The organism is Natrarchaeobius oligotrophus, assembly GCF_003841465.1.
GTDB lineage: Archaea > Halobacteriota > Halobacteria > Halobacteriales > Natrialbaceae > Natrarchaeobius > Natrarchaeobius oligotrophus.
In genome coordinates, this window is record NZ_REFZ01000020.1 from 15243 (window position 1) to 30987 (window position 15745).

The 15745-nt window shown below is 69.4% G+C and carries 15 protein-coding genes; 12 read left to right on the forward strand and 3 right to left on the reverse strand.

Features of this window, described 5'->3' with window-relative positions; genetic code table 11:
* Positions 1–8: 8 nt before the first annotated feature.
* A complete protein-coding gene (locus EA472_RS18930) occupies positions 9–2099 on the reverse strand; it encodes a S9 family peptidase (protein WP_124193073.1) in 2091 nt (696 codons plus the stop codon).
* 242 nt (positions 2100–2341) lie between these two features.
* On the opposite strand from EA472_RS18930, the gene EA472_RS18935 reads away from it, so the two are divergent.
* On the forward strand, positions 2342–3910 hold the full coding sequence (locus tag EA472_RS18935) for an FAD-dependent oxidoreductase (RefSeq protein WP_124193074.1): 1569 nt from the start codon (positions 2342–2344) through the stop codon (positions 3908–3910).
* Positions 3911–3977: 67 nt separating this feature from the next.
* Positions 3978–4658 (forward strand): hypothetical protein, encoded by a 681-nt coding sequence (locus EA472_RS18940; RefSeq protein ID WP_124193075.1) that lies wholly within the window; start codon positions 3978–3980, stop codon positions 4656–4658.
* A 14-nt stretch (positions 4659–4672) separates the two neighbouring features.
* Here the strand turns inward: EA472_RS18940 and EA472_RS18945 are convergent, their stop codons facing one another.
* On the reverse strand, positions 4673–5503 hold the full coding sequence (locus EA472_RS18945; protein ID WP_124193076.1) for a glycerophosphodiester phosphodiesterase: 831 nt from the start codon (positions 5501–5503) through the stop codon (positions 4673–4675).
* Between the two features lie 116 nt (positions 5504–5619).
* On the opposite strand from EA472_RS18945, the gene EA472_RS18950 reads away from it, so the two are divergent.
* From EA472_RS18950 to npdG, 4 genes are all read left to right on the forward strand, one after another.
* Complete coding sequence (locus EA472_RS18950; protein ID WP_124193077.1) at positions 5620–5877, forward strand: hypothetical protein; 258 nt, start codon at positions 5620–5622, stop codon at positions 5875–5877.
* Positions 5878–6017: 140 nt separating this feature from the next.
* Complete coding sequence (locus EA472_RS18955) at positions 6018–7346, forward strand: hypothetical protein (protein ID WP_124193078.1); 1329 nt, start codon at positions 6018–6020, stop codon at positions 7344–7346.
* 189 nt (positions 7347–7535) lie between these two features.
* Positions 7536–8957 (forward strand): FAD-binding oxidoreductase, encoded by a 1422-nt coding sequence (locus EA472_RS18960; protein WP_124193079.1) that lies wholly within the window; start codon positions 7536–7538, stop codon positions 8955–8957.
* A 159-nt stretch (positions 8958–9116) separates the two neighbouring features.
* Positions 9117–9785: an NADPH-dependent F420 reductase gene (gene npdG, locus EA472_RS18965; protein WP_124193080.1), complete on the forward strand. Its 669-nt coding sequence runs from the start codon at positions 9117–9119 to the stop codon at positions 9783–9785.
* Between the two features lie 15 nt (positions 9786–9800).
* On the opposite strand, the gene EA472_RS18970 is transcribed toward npdG, so the two are convergent.
* Positions 9801–10070 carry a thioredoxin family protein gene (locus EA472_RS18970; protein ID WP_124193081.1) on the reverse strand — a complete coding sequence of 90 codons (270 nt, stop codon included), beginning with the start codon at positions 10068–10070 and terminating at the stop codon, positions 9801–9803.
* 228 nt (positions 10071–10298) lie between these two features.
* On the opposite strand from EA472_RS18970, the gene EA472_RS18975 reads away from it, so the two are divergent.
* The 6 genes from EA472_RS18975 to EA472_RS19000 all read left to right on the forward strand — a co-directional run bounded on the left by EA472_RS18975 (position 10299) and on the right by EA472_RS19000 (position 15565).
* Positions 10299–10460, forward strand: coding sequence for a preprotein translocase subunit Sec61beta (locus EA472_RS18975; RefSeq protein ID WP_124193082.1), 162 nt, complete (start codon positions 10299–10301; stop codon positions 10458–10460).
* Positions 10461–10629: 169 nt separating this feature from the next.
* Entirely contained in the window at positions 10630–11475 is an 846-nt protein-coding gene (locus tag EA472_RS18980) for a VOC family protein (RefSeq protein ID WP_124193083.1), read from the forward strand.
* Between the two features lie 86 nt (positions 11476–11561).
* Positions 11562–12179, forward strand: a complete 618-nt coding sequence (pdxT, locus tag EA472_RS18985) for a pyridoxal 5'-phosphate synthase glutaminase subunit PdxT (protein ID WP_124193084.1) — start codon at positions 11562–11564, stop codon at positions 12177–12179.
* A 95-nt stretch (positions 12180–12274) separates the two neighbouring features.
* Positions 12275–12742: a bifunctional nuclease family protein gene (locus tag EA472_RS18990; RefSeq protein ID WP_124193085.1), complete on the forward strand. Its 468-nt coding sequence runs from the start codon at positions 12275–12277 to the stop codon at positions 12740–12742.
* Positions 12743–13027, forward strand: coding sequence for a phosphoribosyl-ATP diphosphatase (hisE, locus tag EA472_RS18995; protein ID WP_124193086.1), 285 nt, complete (start codon positions 12743–12745; stop codon positions 13025–13027). It begins immediately after the preceding gene.
* Between the two features lie 312 nt (positions 13028–13339).
* Positions 13340–15565: a DUF4129 domain-containing protein gene (locus EA472_RS19000; protein WP_124193087.1), complete on the forward strand. Its 2226-nt coding sequence runs from the start codon at positions 13340–13342 to the stop codon at positions 15563–15565.
* Positions 15566–15745: the final 180 nt, after the last annotated feature.

Below are 15745 nucleotides of genomic sequence, written 5' to 3' on the forward strand. Positions count from 1 at the left end.
CGGCTGCGTTACGTCGAGTCGTCCACGGGGGTTTCGAGACTCGAGAGATCGGCGTCGCGGTCGCGCTCGAGCGCCGGCGGGACGTCGCGGTGGTCGGCGTAGCCGTCGAACCAGCGGACGATGCGCTCGAGGCGGTCGACGACGTGGCCGGGCTCTCCGGAGCGGGAGAGTTCGTGACCTTCCCGCGGGTATCTGACGAGTCGGGTGTCGACGCCGTGTTTCTGCAATCCGAGGTAGAACAGTTCGGCGGTGTTCGCCGGCGCTCGGAAATCCCGGTCGGCGTGCATCACGAGCGTGGGCGTGTCAACGTCCGGAACGTGAGCGACGGGCGACAGTTCCCAGAGGAACTCGGGTTCCTCCCAGGGGGTCGTCCCGAAGTCGCCCTCGACCAGTTTGAACGCGTCGGTCGAACCGTAAAAGCCGGTGAGGTCGTAGACACCGCGCTGGGCGACGGCCGCCTCGAATCGGTCGGTCTGCGTGACCGTCCAGGCGGTCATGAACCCGCCGAAACTGCCGCCGGTGACGAACACCTGCTCGTCGTCGACGTACTCGCGCTCGCAGACGGTTTCGACGCCCGCGAGCACGTCAGTCAGCGTGATCTCTCCCCAGTCGCGTTCGATCGCCGTCGCGTGTTCCTCGCCGTAGCCCGTCGAGCCGCGCGGGTTGCACCAGAAGACGACGTAGCCGCGCGCGGCGAGCGTCTGGAACTCGTGCCACATCGTGCCGGCGGTCGTCCAGTGGGCGTGTGGGCCGCCGTGAATCTCGACGACGAGGGGATAGCGCTCGTCGGAGGCCGCGTCAGCGTCGAACGCGGGCGGCGTCAGCACCCAGCCCTGGATTCGTCGGTCGCCGTCTCCCCCGTCGGTCGGTTCGATCCACACCTCCTCCGGCCGGCGAACCGCCCGGTCCGCGAGGTAGTCGTGATTGAGCCGGGTCAGCCGGTGGGTCTCGGCACCGCCGCGCGTCGTGACGAAGACGTCGCCCGGGTGGTCCCACTCGCTCTGGACGATCGCGACGGCGTCTCTCCCGACCGAAAAGTCCTCGACCGTGACGCCGTCGCCGTACACTCGCGTCGGCGACTCGCTCGCGTCGGCCGGCACCGACCACAGGACCCGCGAGCCCTCGTCGGGCGTCGTGAAGTAGAGGACGTCGTCGTCGGGTGCCCACTCGAAGCCACAGCGGTAGCCGACGGTCCGATCGAGCGGCTCCGTCGGCGTCGTCAGGTCCCCGGCCTCTCCGTCGTACACCCGGATCTCCGTCTGGCGCATCGACGCGCGCTCTTCCGGCGTGTACTCGAAGGCGACCCGACCCTGCGGCGTCGCCTCGAGGTGCTCGAGCCAGCCCGTCGTCTCCGCGACGGCGGTCGCCTCGCCGCGTGCGAGGTCGTGCTCGACGACGTCGTACCGCAGCGAGTCGTCGGGGGGATCACCGGCTTTCGACGCGTAGTACACCGTCTCCTCGCCGCCCCACGACGGCGCGACGTAGTCCGCGTCGCCGTCGGTCAACCGCGTGATCGCGTTCGCCCGGACGTCCGCGTCTCCGTCCGCCTCGAGCGCGGCCGCGACGTCGAGGACGTAGACGTGGCGGCGGCGTCCGTCGGCGTACTCGGTGGCCGTCCGGTAGATCATCCGGTCGATCACGCGCGGGTCCGGCTCCTCGCGTTCGTACTCGTCGTCGACGAGGCGGTCGCGGTCGCTCGCACGGTCGTCCGCCGTGACTCGCTGGGTGAACAGCAGTCGAGTGCCGTCCGGACTCCACTCGAGGTCGTCGATCCCGCCGACGACCGAGGTGAGTCGGCCGGCCTCCCCGCCGTCGGTCGGCAACAGCCAGAGCTGCCGTCGATCGCCGTCGTTCCGGCTGCTGACGAACGCCAGGCGATCGCCGTCGGGGGACCAGCGGGGCTGTTCGTCCGCGCCGTCGGTGGCGGTGAACCGGGTCGCCTCGTCGCCGCCGATCGGCACCGCGTAGATCGTCGCGGCGGTCGACTCCGCGTCCTCGGCCTGCCGACGGACGAACGCGACCCGTTCGCCGTCGGGCGAAAGCCGTGGCTCTCGAGGAAAGGCGAGGTCGACGTAGTCGGCCGCTTCGATTCCGTTCATACGCTTCGACACCAGAGGGTCTCCGAAAGCGGCTTCGGTTTCTTCGGGTGCCAAAACGCGCAAACGGCCCCTTCCCCGCTCGCCGTACGCGGTTCTCGCTCACTTCCGGGCTCGCGGGTCGTCCCTCCCCGCTCGCCATACGCGGTTCTCGCCCCTGCGGGGCTCCGAACCGCGCTTGCCCCCAACCTGCACCTTCTCCCGTCCGTTTTTTGCCGCCGCTCGGCGTACCGTTCACCAGTTCGATGCCCGAGTTCACCTGTCCCGACGACCTCCCCGGCGCGGCGACCTCGCCGTGGCTCGCGACCACGCTCGAGGACGAAGTCGAATCCGAACGGAACGACGAAATGCCCCGGAGCGCGCTCCTCGAGAGGGACCGACCGGTCGACGCGGCCGTCGTCGGCGGGGGGATCGCCGGCCTCTCGACGGCGATCGAACTCCGCGAGCGCGGCCAGACGGTCGTCGTGCTCGAGCGCGACCGGGTGGCGACGGGCGTCACGGGCAAGTCGACGGCGAAGCTCACGAGCCAGCACGGACTGATCTACGACCACCTGCGCCGGGAGTTCGGTCGCCGGGCGGCCGGACAGTACGCGAGGGTTCAGGAGTCGGCGATCGACGTCGTCGAGGAGCGGATCGACGAACTCGGCGTCGACTGCGGGTTCGAACGCCAGCCGTCGTACCTCTACGGCGACTCGCCGGACGAGATGGAACGGGAGGCCGACGCCGCGCGCCAGGCGGGGCTGTCCGCGGCGTACGTCACGTCGGTACCTCCGTTCGAGCGCGCCCAGGCCGGCGTCCGGTTCGACGAGCAGGCCTGGTTTCACCCCCGGCGGTACCTCCTCGCGATCGCCGACGCGCTCCGGGCCGACGAGGGGGCCGCGGTGCTCGAGGGCGCGCGCGTCACCGACGTCGAGCCCGGTGCGCCGTGTCGGGTCGGACTCGAGCGGGGGACGCTGTCGGCCCGACGGATCGTCGTCGCGACCGGCTTCCCCATCCTGGATCGGGCGGGCTACTTCGCGCGGATGCATCCGAAACGGTCGTACGTCCTCGGACTGCGCATCGACGGTCGGCCGCCCGAGGGGATGTACTACCGACCGGGCGACAACTACCGATCGGTTCGAACGCACCGCGACGAGGACGGCGACCTCCTGCTGGTCGGCGGCGAAAACCACAAGACTGGACAGGGAGGTTCCACGACCGAGCGCTACCGCCGGCTGCTCGCGTGGGCCCGAGACCGGTTTCCGGTCGCGTCGGTCGACTACCGATGGTCGACCCAGGACTACCAGCCGGCCGACAAGGTCCCGCTCGTCGGTCGGGCCGGGCCGACCGCGGAGAACGTCTACGTCGCGACCGGCTTTCGCGGCTGGGGGATGACGAACGGCGTCGCCGCCGGCCGGCTCCTCGCGGACCTGCTCGCCGGCGAACGGCCGCCCGAGTGCGACCTGTTCGATCCGCTTCGGTTCACGCCGAAGACGTCGTTTTCCTCGACCGTCACCGAAAACGCCGACGCCGCGAGCGAGTTCGCGACCGACTGGCTGCAAACGTTACTGTCGGACGACTCGGCGTCGCTGTCGTCCGGCGAGGGCCGCGTGTTCCGCCACGGGGGGAAACCGATCGCCTGCGCCCGCGACGCCGACGGGACGCTCCACGCGACGTCGGCGGTCTGCACCCACATGTACTGTCTCGTCGAGTGGAACGACGCCGAGTGTAGCTGGGACTGTCCCTGCCACGGTTCCCGGTTTTCGCCCGACGGCGAGGTGCTCGAGGGGCCGGCGACCGCGGAACTCGCCGACCGGGAACCGCCGGGCGAGTGACGAGACGGTATCCGATACGTATTTATTTCCATGCCCGTTTAACGATAGTAATACGAGGCCGGCGTCCGTGACCAAAACGATCAGAACCATCAGAACGACGGCGGAGACGATGCTCACCGAGATCGGCACAGCCGTCGGCGTCTTCGTCGGTCTCGCGTGGCTCGCCGCCAACGTCGCCACCGTCGCCGGCACCGTCGGCGACTGGTCGGTTCTCGCGGTCGGCGTTCCCGAGGTGGGACGCTGGCTGGGCGTCCTCGCGGTCGCCTCGCTCGGGACGATCTGGCTCGAACGCGACGGCTACCGGAGCGTACGCGCCGATCCGACCAGCGGCGGCGAGTTCGCCTGGCTGTCGGTCTGTTACCTGCCCGTCGGCTTTCTCCCCACCGCGTACGCCGTGGGACAGTTCGTCTCGATTCCCGCCGCGGCGAACCTGTACCTGATCGCGTGTACCGTCGGCGGCGGCTGGCTCGCGTTCTACGGCGGCCTCGACCGCCTCGGCGTCGACTCCGACCGCTTCGGCTGGACGTCGCTCGTCGTGTTCGCCGTCGTCCTCGTCGCGGTCGCGATCGATTCGACGATCGGCCCGCCCGCGACCCTCGAGACGATCGAACCGCTGGGAGCCGACGTCGCGGTCGCGTCGCTCGCGTTCGTCTGTCAGTCGCTCGCCCTCGTCGTCGGCTTCGGCGGCGCCGTCCGCTCGCCGGACGCGAGCGCATCCCGCGAGACGGACTCCGAGCCCGCCGAGTAACCCGACCCGATCCGTCACTCGAGCGAGAACGCGCCCAGTCCGGGGTACTCCGCGATGATGCCGTCGACGCCGGCGTCGGCCAGTTCGGCGAACGACCGCCAGCGCTCGACGGTCCAGACGTTGACGGCCCGTCCCTCCTCGTGGGCGAGCGCGAGGACGTCGATCTCGGGCTCGCAGGCCGGTACGCCGGCGTACTCGGTCGCCGCGAGCGCGGTGTCGGCGATCGCGTTTCGCGGCGGGTGGATCGCCTCGCAGTCGTACCGCCGCGCGATCTCGAGTCCCGCCGCGAGATCACCCCACACGAGGGGCGCGGCCGCGTACTCGGGTGCGACCTCGCGGAGGGCCGCGATCGCGCCCTCGCAGAACGACGAGAACAGGATCTCTCCGTCGAAGTCCCGACAGTCCTCGACGACGCGCTCGACGAAGGGACGCCAGAGTTCCCGTCGGCGGTCGCGCTCGTCGGACTCGAGCGACTCGTCCGGCCGGAGGTCCGCGACGCCGGGGTTCTTCAGTTCGACGTTGACGCCGACCGTGGGCGATACCGCCGACAGCAGGGCCGACAGCGTCGGCACCGACTCGTCGGTTCCGAGCACCTGCGCCTCCTCGAGGGCCTCGAGCGACGTTTCCCGGACCAGGCCGTCGACGTCGGTCAGCGGCCGGCCGTCGCGTTCGGTCTCGAGGCGCTCGTCGTGGACGACGACGGGCGTTCCGTAGGCCGCCGGCTGGACGTCGACCTCGATCATCGCGGTTTCGTCGTACTCGGCGGCGCGGACGGCGGCTCCGATCGTGTTCTCGGGAGCGATCCCGGCGTAGCCCCGATGTGCGACGACGGCTGGCGTGGGCATATCGGGGACACGGCCGCCGTCGTAAAGGAGGCTCCGCCCGACCCCGTGGACCGGCGACGAGGGTGGTGGCACCTCCCGGGTAACAGTTGAACACCCTGGCCGTCGAACGGACGGCCGTGACCGAAACGACACTCGAGGACGTCGAGCGGAGCCTGGAGCGGGCGAGCGAACTCGAGGCCGAGGAGGCGGTCTCGGTCCTGCGAACCGCGCGGGAGGACCTGCGCGATCTGGGGAACGATCCCGCCGTCGACGAAGCGCGCAGGCGGGCGCTCGAGACCCGCCTCGAACAGCGGATCCGCGAGGTGAAAAACCGCGACGCATACGACAGCGGGCTCGGGGCGGCGATGAACCCCGGGGAAGACGACGCGCCGTAGCGAGCGGTTTCGCCCGATCACCCGCGCGGCGGAAACCGTTTGCTACAGGAGGTCCACGCCAACCGGAGCGGTCGAAACGCTCCGTTACGCACGTAACGGTGTCGTCCGCTTTTGTCGCGACTACCGCGTTCTCCCGACACATGGGACGACCGACTCGCCGTCGGCTCTTGCGGGGTGTCTCGACCGGAAGCGTGGTACTCGCGCTCGATCGGCGGCGCGGTCGCGGCGACCGCGTGAGCGATCCGCTCGGTCGCCGCAGATCGGCCGACTCGCCACTCGAGGTTCGCATCGAGGAGACGAACGCGCCGGTGGCGGCCGGCGAGTACCTCGACGTGACGGTTTCGATCGAGAACGCCGGCAGTACGCCGGTTCGGACGCACGTCGACTTCCTCGTCGGCTCGGACGTCGAGCCGGTGTCTCGCATCGGGACGACGATCGACGCCGGCGAAACGCGGTCGGGGCTGGGGATGGGATTTCACACCTATCCGGTTCCAACCGACGACGAGTTTCCGATCCGGATCGAGGTCGAGGGCGCGTCGGCCGAGCGAACCATCTCCGTCGCGGGCGCGACCACCTACGAGAGCGTTCGTCCCGATCCCCGCGTTTCGGTCCGGCCCGAAACGGAGGTCCTCTTCGAGGTCGACGCGGTCGACCCGGACGACGGCCAGACGACGATCTGGTGGGTCGACGGCGAGCGGGTCGGCGATACGCTCGCCGACCCCTGGCAGTCGACGTACTTCCTCGAGACGGGCGCTCACTACCTGCGGCGATCGTTCGACGAACCGGGATCGCACGAGGTGACGGCGGCCGTGCTTCCGGACGGAGAACCCGGCTCGTACGCCGCCCGCTGGACGGTCGACGTCGCGCCGGCGGGCTCGCCAGCACCGACAATCGAGGCGCTGCGACCGGCTGAGGAGGTGATCTCGGTCGGCTCCGACGAGGAGGTGACGTTCGAACTCGAGGCGGCCCACCCGAACGGACTCGACCGCGTCGTCTGGTGGCTCACGCAGGCCGACAGCGTCCTCGGCGTCACCGGTCTCGCGGGCGAACGCGACGTCGCGCGGTTGTCGACCGGCGGCTGTCACACCTGCCGGCTGGTCCCGTGGGTGATCTGCGAGGACGGACCGATGGCGACGCCGGAGCCGACGTGGCAGTTCGAGACCGTTCGCGACGAGTCGATCTCCCTCTCGATTCGAGAGACCATCTCGCCCGTCGCCGCGGGCGACCGACTCGAGGTCACCGCCGACGTCGAAAACGCCGGCTCGACGACCGCGACGAGAAACCTCGAGCTCGTCGTCGGTCACGATCCCACGGTCGTCGACGAGCGGACCGTCTCGCTCGACCCGGGCGAGACGACCGCGGTGACCCTCGCGTTCGAGACGTATCCGACCAGTCAGGACGAGCGGTTCCCCGCCCGGATCGTCACGGCGGACGCCGCGGATGAGGTGACCGTTCGAGTGTCCGCCTGAGCGTGGGGCTCTCCACGACGACGCGTCCGGAGCGCCCACGGACGTCGGCGACGATTCGGTTTCGCTGTGCCGTCCGGTTTTTCTCCCGCGGTTTCGTCACTCGTCCGAAACGCCCGCCGAACGCTACCGCCGACCATCACGATCGATGAATACCTTTAGGGCGGCACGTTCCTGATCTCGACGTACCCGATGGCGACGCACACGCACCCGCTCGGAACGGTCGCCGACCTCGACGAACGGCGTCTCGGCGAGTTCGCTCGAGAGCTCGACGGACACCTCGTTCGCCCCGACGGCGAGCGATACGAGGACGCCCGGTCGGTGTGGAACGGTCTGATCAACAGGTATCCGGCGCTCGTGGTCCGCGCGGACGGCGCGTCCGACGTCGCGCGTTCCGTTCGGTACGCCCGCGAAAGCGACCTCCCGCTCTCGGTCAAAGGCGGGGCTCACGAACAGACGGGAAGCGCCGTCGCGGACCACGGGCTCGTCGTCGACCTCTCTCCGATGGACGACGTCCGTGTCGACCCGGAGGCACAGATTGCGCGGGTCGGACCCGGTGCTCGAGCCGAGGACGTGCTCGCGGCGACCCAGGAGTACGGGCTGGCCTGTCCGACCGGCAGCGCGGGCACCGTGGGGATTCCCGGTTCGACGCTCGCCGGCGGCATCGGCTGGATCCGGCGCAAGCACGGCCTCGGAATCGACGCACTTCGACGCGTCGACGTCGTCACCGCCGACGGCGAGCTGATATCGGCCTCGCCCGAGCGAAACGAGGAGCTGTTCTGGGCGATCCGCGGCGGCGGCGGAAACTTCGGCGTCGTGACGAGCTTCGAGTTCGAGCTGTACGAGGTCGGTCCGACCGTTCAGGGTCTCGGCATTTTCTACCCGTTCGACGCCGCCGACGACGTCCTGCGCACCTACCGCCGGATGGCACGCGACGCCCCGGCGGAGTTGACGACCCTGCTGCTCGTCGGAGACGTCCCCGGCCTGCCGTCGATGCCCGACGACCTCGCGGGCGAGGACGCCGTCGCCATTCTCGGCTGTTACGCTGGCGATCCGGCCGAAGGTGCGGACGTCGTCGAACCGTTTCGCGAACTCACCGATCCGCTCGTCGATATGACCGACGAGATGCCCTACGAGCTGCTCCACGACCTCGGGACGCAGCTGTACCCGTGGGGGCGCAAGTACACGCACCGCTCGGTGTTCGTCGACGAACTCACCGACGACGTCCTGGACCTCGTCCTCGAGCGCCGCGAGGCGGCACCCGTGTCGATGGCGACCATCGGCGTCTGGCCGCTCGGCGGAGCGATCGGAAGCGGTCTCGACGCCGCGTACGCGTGGGACGACAAGCGGTACATGCTGACCGTCGAGGCGAACTGGGAAGCCTTCGACAACCGCCCCACGCTCGACTGGGCCGCCGAAACCGAGCGACTGCTCCGACGCGCCGGCGCGGAGGGTGCCTATTCGGGATTCACCGGCGTCGAAGAACGAGACTGGGAAGACTGGCCGGCACAGGTCTACGGCGACAGCTACGACCGCCTCGCCGCCGTGAAAGCCGAGTACGATCCCGAGAACGTGTTCGCACACAACGTCACCGTCGATCCCGGCGACGAGTAGCGTCGGAGCTCGAGGACGCGATCGGATCCCGAGGTTCGGCGCTCGCGAGTCCGACCCGGAATCCGGTTTCTCGCTCGAGCCCGCAACCGTCGACCGAAATCGCGGCGAGATCGGCCGATCTCCCGTCCATTTATCGGGGTGCTCTCCCGAGGTTGACGTATGCGAATCGCACTACTCGGCGGCACCGGTGACATCGGCGAAGGGCTGGCGCTTCGGTTCGCGCGCGACACCGATCACGAGATTCTCGTCGGCTCGCGCGACCCGGAGAAAGCCCGGGACGCGGTCGAAGCGTACGTAACGGAACTCGACGACCGCGGCGTCGAGGCGGACGTCAAGGGGTTCGGAAACGAGATGGCGACCGACCGCGCCGACGTCGCCGTGCTCTCGGTGCCGCCGTACTACGCCGGCGACACCGTCGAGGCGGTCGAGGACGTCCTCGACGCGGAGACGATTCTCGTCACGCCGGCGGTCGGGATGAACGGCGACGAAGACGGCATGCACTACCACCCGCCGAGTGCGGGCAGCGTGAGCGAACTCGTCGCGGCTCGCGCACCAGACGAGGTGCCGGTCGTGGGCGCGTACCACAACCTGGCGGCGGGCAAGCTCGCGGATCTCGACGTCGAGTTCGACCTCGATACGCTCGTCGTCGGCGACGACGCGGACGCGAAACGGACCGTCCTCGATCTCTCGAACGAGATCGCCGGACTGCGGGCGCTCGACGCCGGTCCGCTCGCAAACGCCGCGGAGGTCGAAAGCGTCACGCCGCTGGTCATCAACATCGCCAAGTACAACGACGATCTCCACGACGTCGGCGTGAAGTGGGTGTAGAAACGGTCGTTTTGCTCACGCGCCGGCGGACTCGAGGGCGTCCTCCAGGTCGTCACGCTGGGTGACGCCGACGAAGCGTTCGACGACGCCGTCGTCGTTTTCGATGATGAGCGTCGGCAGCGAGCGTACCTGGTATTCGTTCGCGACGTCCTGTTGTTCGTCGACGTTGATCTTCTCGACCTCGAATCGCCCGTCCCAGTCGTCCTCGAGGTCCTCGAGGATCGGGTCTTGCGTCTTGCAGGGACCACACCAGTCGGCGTAGAAGTCCTTGAGCGTGACAGTCATACGGTTCATCGACAGTTGCCACGCGCCGCGCATAAGGGTTTCCCACTGGCGTTCGCGCGTCGTCGCGTTCGCTTTCACGGCGGCCCGATTCGATCGCCGTCGCTGTTCGCGGGTTCGACCGCGATCCGTCCGCGGTCGGATCGACATCGACTGGCGGGGATCCCTCTGCGCTCCACTCGAGTGGCGAACGTCGAAAGGTTTAGTTTCCTTCGTCCGGTACGGCCGGGTATGGACAAAGGACAGAACACCGGCGGGCTGATGTCCAGTGCCGGACTCGTCCGGTACTTCGATGCCGAGGACTCGAACGCGATTCTCATCAACCCGAAGACCGTCATCGCGACCGGCGTCATGATCGGCGTCCTCGTTCAGCTGTTGACGTTCGTCTCGTAACGCCCGGCCGAGGTGCGATTTCTCGACCCTCGAGTTTGTGCGCCAGCGCCCGCCACGCTTGCGCGCCCGTTAGAGCGACCCGTCGCGGTAGCGTAGCGACGCCGATCCCCTCCGACGCATCTCCGCGCTCGGCCACGTCGGCTATGTTCTTTCGGGGCGTAGCGTCCGTATGGCACCACTGGCGGACTCGATCCCGGACGCGACGCGTCTCGGGCGAGTCGCGCTTCGAACGGCGGATCGTTCCGACCTGGTCTCGTTTTACCGCGACGTCGTCGGACTCGAGGTGCTGGCGACGAACGGGACGGCGACGCTCGGCGTCGACGACGCGCCGTTGCTCGAGATCGTCGCGGACGGAGACGCCCGTCCGCGAGACGACCGCGAGGCCGGTCTCTTCCACGCGGCGTTCAGGGTTCCGGATCGCTCCGCTCTGGGAGAGGCTCTCGTTCGGATCCGCGACCGCTGGCGACTCGACGGGGCCGCCGACCACGGGTTCAGCGAGGCGCTCTATCTCTCGGATCCCGACGGTAACGGCGTCGAAATCTACCGGGATCGACCGCGTTCGGAGTGGCCGCGAGAGGACGGGACCCTCCGTGCGCCCTCGGATCCGCTCGACCTCGAGGCGATCGCGGCCGCCGCGACCGCCGGCGCAACGTCGACGGCACCGCCGGGGACGGACGTCGGCCACGTCCACCTCGAGGTGTCGTCGATCGACGACGCCCGCGCGTTCTACGTGGACGCGCTCGGATTCGACGAGACGGTCGACGTCCCGGCGATGCTGTTCGTTTCGGCCGGCGGCTACCACCACCACGTCGGGGTGAACACCTGGAACGGACGGTCGCGACCCGCCGCCCCCGAAGCGCGGGGGCTCGCGTGGTTCGAACTCGTCGTTCCGCCCGCCGCCGTCGAACGGATCCGGGACCGTCTCGCGGAGGGGAACGCGACGGTAACCGACGCCGACGACGGTCTCGACGCGACCGATCCCGACGGCGTCGCGATCCGGATCGTCCCCCGGTGAGCGGACCAGGAGTTGCTCGAGGCGGGGTTCGTCTCTGTCGGCCGCGTGACGCGTCCTTTTTGACGCGGCGCTCCGTACCCGCGAGCATGTCACTGACTGCGGGCGTCGTCGCCGTCCAGGGCGACGTCGAAGAACACGCGGATGCCATCGAACGGGCGGCCCGCGAGCGCGAGATTCCCCTCACCGTGCGCGAAATTCGCACGTCGGGGATCGTCCCCGACTGCGATCTCCTCGCGATGCCCGGCGGCGAGTCGACGACCATCTCGCGGCTGCTCCGCCGCGAGGGAATCGCACCCGAGATTCGGGCGCACGTCGAGGCGGAGAAACCGCTGCTCGCCACCTGCGCCGGACTGATCGTCGCCTCGAGCGGCGCGGGCGACGACCGCGTCGACGAACTCGGAGTGCTCGACGTCTCGGTCGAGCGCAACGCCTTCGGTCGACAGCGCGACAGCTTCGAAGCGCCGCTTTCGGTCGACGGACTCGAGGAGCCGTATCCGGCCGTCTTCATCCGCGCGCCGGTCATCGACGAGGTCGGCGACGCCGACGTGGTGGCGTCGTGGGACGGCCGACCAGTCGCGGTACGCGACGGCCCGGTCGTCGGCACCTCGTTTCACCCGGAGTTGACGCCCGACAGCCGCCTTCACGGGCTGGCGCTCTTCGAAAACGACGACGCGACGATCCCGACGCTCGAGCGAAGCGCGTGACCGCGAGCGCGAACCGTCGATCCGCCGTTCGTACGCGTCGTCTGCATGCATGCGCGACCGGACCTGTTTTCCCCCCTGCACACGATTGTCGTGGTATGCAGGCATCCATCGACGCCATCCGGGTCGCGGGAACCCCCCAGGGGCCGGTCCCGGTGGTCGTTCTCGCCGTCGACGACGAGGACGACGTCGTCCCCATCTTCATCGGATTCAACGAGGCGACCAGCATCGCGCGCGGCCTCGAGGCCGAGGACATCGGCCGGCCGCTGACCCACGACCTGTTGCTCGACGTGGTCGAGGAACTGGGCTGTCGGATCGACCGCGTCGTGGTCAACGAGATCGAAGCCCGCGACGACGGCCGCGGCGGCACCTACATCGCAGACCTCCACGTTCAGACGCCCCGCGGCGAGACCGTCATCGACGCCCGCCCCAGCGACTCGCTCGCGCTCGCCGCCCGGACGAACGCGCCGATCGAGGTGACGGCGGACGTCTTCGAGAGCGGCCGAGACGACAGCGAGAAGTTCGAGGAGTTACAAGACATCCGCGCCGTCTCCGGTGAGTTATAGATGGACGACGTACTCGACGACCTGTTCGCCGTGATCGAAGATCGCAAGGAAACGCTGCCCGAGGGATCGTACACCGCCTCGCTGTTCACCCACGAGAAAGGCGAGAACGCGGTGCTCGAAAAGCTCGGCGAGGAGACGACGGAGCTCGTCATCGCGGCCAAAGACGACGACGACGACGAAGTCGCCTACGAGGCGGCGGACATCGTCTACCACCTGCTGGTGTTGCTTTCGATGAAGGAGATGGACCTCGAGGACCTCCGGACCGAACTCGAGGCGCGTCGGTAGCGCCGTCGGCGCGACGGTCGCCCGAGATGAATGTTCTCCGACATGTGAGACACCAGATTTGTATACCGATGGCGTGTATCGACGGACGACGTCGGCCTGGTCCCCTCCCGACGCGGTCGCCTCGAGCGCCCGTCTGCGGGTGCGTCCTCGGTTCGAACGGTCGCACGCGCGATCGGCGTCGCACGGACGGACCGGGTCGAAACCCTGAGACGGTCCGCTGTCCGTGCGTTCCGGCCACAGCCGCACCCGGTTTGCGGTTGTACCGGGACGTCGAGACGCCGGACCGAACGAACTCCCGCACACGATCCAGGAATGCCCGCCGACGATCCGCCGGACGAACCGACAGCCGGTCGAGCCTACCGGCAGGTGTCGTTCGTCCTCCTCGCGGCGGCCGCGCTCGTGATCGCGTCCCTGTTTGCACCCGCGATGGCCGGCCACGTCGGGGACGGTGCCGATCCAGCCGGCGACGTTCCATCGGATCCCGACGGCGAACCGGACGACTCGTTCGACTGGACGGAGCTGCTCGAGTGGCTCGATCTCGACTGGTTCGACGATCCCGAACCCGCCGACCCTGCGTGTACGATCTGGCTGGACGACGATCCGGTTCCCGGTCGCGAGTTGACGGCGACGATCCACGACCGGGACGGACCGATCGTCGACGCGCCGGTGTGGTTCAACGACCACGACGTGGGACAAACGGACGAGAGCGGACGGGTGGCGGGCGAGATCCCGTACGAGACCGAACTCGTCGTCCGGGTCGGCACCGGCGAGGACGGCGAGTGTCGGGCGATCGAAACGACGACCGGGTTCGACTCGAGCGACCTCGGATTCGACGACGATGCGGCCGATCTCGACTCCCTTGCGACCGCTATCGACTCGAGCGACCTCGGCGCGTCCGCGTCGCTTGGGGGCGTTCCGTCGACCGATCGCTTCGAGACGGTTCAGTCCGAGACGCCGTCGGGCAACGCCACGGCCGAGTACGAGATCGACGGCGCACTTTCGATCGGAATCCACGGCTCAGCCTATCCGGGTGAACCGGTGACGATCGCGGCGGACGTCCAGGGAACGCCCGTACAGTCGGCGACCGTCGCCGTCGACGGAGAGCCGGTCGGGGAGACGGACGACGACGGAACGCTCGAGGTGACGGTCCCCGACGACGGCTCGGACCGCGTCGCGATCACCGTCTCGCGCGGCGAGTTCGAACGAACGGCGACGCTCGACGTGCTGTTGCTCGAGGCGCGGATCGTCCCCGACGGGCTCGCGCCGGTCCCCGGGAGCGACGGGAGCGTCGTGGCAGAGATCGCCGGCGAACCGGTCGAAGACGCGACCGTCGCCGTCGACGACGACCGTCGCGGAACGACCGACGCCGAGGGACGGGCGGCGATCGACGTGCCGCTCGATCCGACGGCGACCGTGACGGTCAGCACCGACGACCAGACCGCGAGCACCACGCTCCTCGGCTCATACGGCGGACCGGTGCTCGCGTTCGTCGCGTTCGTCGCGGGAGCCGCCGCCGTCGGCCACCGGACGCACGGCGGTCGCGGCTCGCTGGGAGTCGTGGCCGCGACCGGCGTGGCCGTCGTCGCGCTGATCCTCGAGGCGTTTTCCGGCCCGCTCGTCGCGCTTTTTGCCGTCGTCGTCCCGCTTGCGACCGCGCTCGCGTACGTCGCGGTGCGATCCGACGGGAGGGTACGCGACGCGATCCCATCGCCAGGGGACGGTCACCGACTGCTCGAGCGCGTCGTGGGCGGACTCCTCCGGTTCGTCGACGCCCTCGAGTCGCTGCTGGATCGAGTTCGGTCGCTGCTGGGAGCGGCCTGGATCCGGCTCACCTCGTTGCCTCGATCCGTGACGGGGCTCGCGAGCGCCCTCGCCGCCCGCCTCGAATCGATCGCTCGCGGCTCGGCCGTCGTGGCGCTGCGGTGGCTCGGCGCGCTCCGGCGGCTTCGCGGCCGGACGATCGCCGCTTGCTGCGGTGGCGCGCTCCTCGTCGCCGGCAGCTACGTCGCCGTCGGTCATCGGGTTGCGGCCGCGGTCGCGGTCGCGCTCCTGGTGGCGGCGGCTGTCGCTCGCGCGTTCGATCGCGAAGAGCCCGAGCCGACGGCGTCCGAAGCGGGTGTGAACGACGAATCGCCGACCGACCGCGCCGGGGAGCAGCCGGAGGAAGGGGCAGTCGTGACGCTTCGCGACGTGTGGCGCTCGTTCGCTCGCGAGGTCGATCCGCGGCGGTGGCGGACGCGGACGCCGGGGGAGATCGAACGACGGGCGCTCGAGCAGGGATACCCTCCCGAACCCGTGCGCGAACTGACGTCGCTGTTTCGGGCGGTCGAGTACGGCGACCGCCCCCGCTCTCGGACCGTCCGCTCGAGCGCGACCGCCGCCGCCGAGCGGATCGCGGCCGCGCGGCCGAACGACGACGGCGGCGAAAACGGATCGGACTCGCCGGATTCGTCGAAGGGAGACGACGCTCGTCCCGTCGCGGACGCGACGATATCCGACCGACCGACCGAGTCTCAGCCGGAGGGGATCGAGCGGTGACGTCCGTTCGTCGGCTCGCCGTCGGCCTCGTCGGCATCGCGTTCGTCGCGATCGGCGTGGCGGCCGCCGTCGCCGGTTCAGACGACGCACAGTCCGTCGGCGCGACAGTCGCCGCGACGGCGCTCGCGCTGCTCGCGTTCTGTGTCGCCCTCTGGAAGGTTCGCGGCGCGCTCGAGGCCG

Bases quoted from the DNA above. Each gene is read 5' to 3' on its own strand.
- EA472_RS18945 (WP_124193076.1), bottom strand. From the start codon at position 5,503: ATGCCCACGCCAGCCGTCGTCGCACATCGGGGCTACGCCGGGATCGCT.
- hisE (WP_124193086.1), top strand. From the start codon at position 12,743: ATGGACGACGTACTCGACGACCTGTTCGCCGTGATCGAAGATCGCAAG.
- EA472_RS18930 (WP_124193073.1), bottom strand. From the start codon at position 2,099: ATGAACGGAATCGAAGCGGCCGACTACGTCGACCTCGCCTTTCCTCGA.
- npdG (WP_124193080.1), top strand. From the start codon at position 9,117: ATGCGAATCGCACTACTCGGCGGCACCGGTGACATCGGCGAAGGGCTG.
- EA472_RS18975 (WP_124193082.1), top strand. From the start codon at position 10,299: ATGGACAAAGGACAGAACACCGGCGGGCTGATGTCCAGTGCCGGACTC.
- EA472_RS18970 (WP_124193081.1), bottom strand. From the start codon at position 10,070: ATGACTGTCACGCTCAAGGACTTCTACGCCGACTGGTGTGGTCCCTGC.
- pdxT (WP_124193084.1), top strand. From the start codon at position 11,562: ATGTCACTGACTGCGGGCGTCGTCGCCGTCCAGGGCGACGTCGAAGAA.
- EA472_RS18980 (WP_124193083.1), top strand. From the start codon at position 10,630: ATGGCACCACTGGCGGACTCGATCCCGGACGCGACGCGTCTCGGGCGA.
- EA472_RS19000 (WP_124193087.1), top strand. From the start codon at position 13,340: ATGCCCGCCGACGATCCGCCGGACGAACCGACAGCCGGTCGAGCCTAC.
- EA472_RS18960 (WP_124193079.1), top strand. From the start codon at position 7,536: ATGGCGACGCACACGCACCCGCTCGGAACGGTCGCCGACCTCGACGAA.
- EA472_RS18935 (WP_124193074.1), top strand. From the start codon at position 2,342: ATGCCCGAGTTCACCTGTCCCGACGACCTCCCCGGCGCGGCGACCTCG.
- EA472_RS18990 (WP_124193085.1), top strand. From the start codon at position 12,275: ATGCAGGCATCCATCGACGCCATCCGGGTCGCGGGAACCCCCCAGGGG.
- EA472_RS18955 (WP_124193078.1), top strand. From the start codon at position 6,018: ATGGGACGACCGACTCGCCGTCGGCTCTTGCGGGGTGTCTCGACCGGA.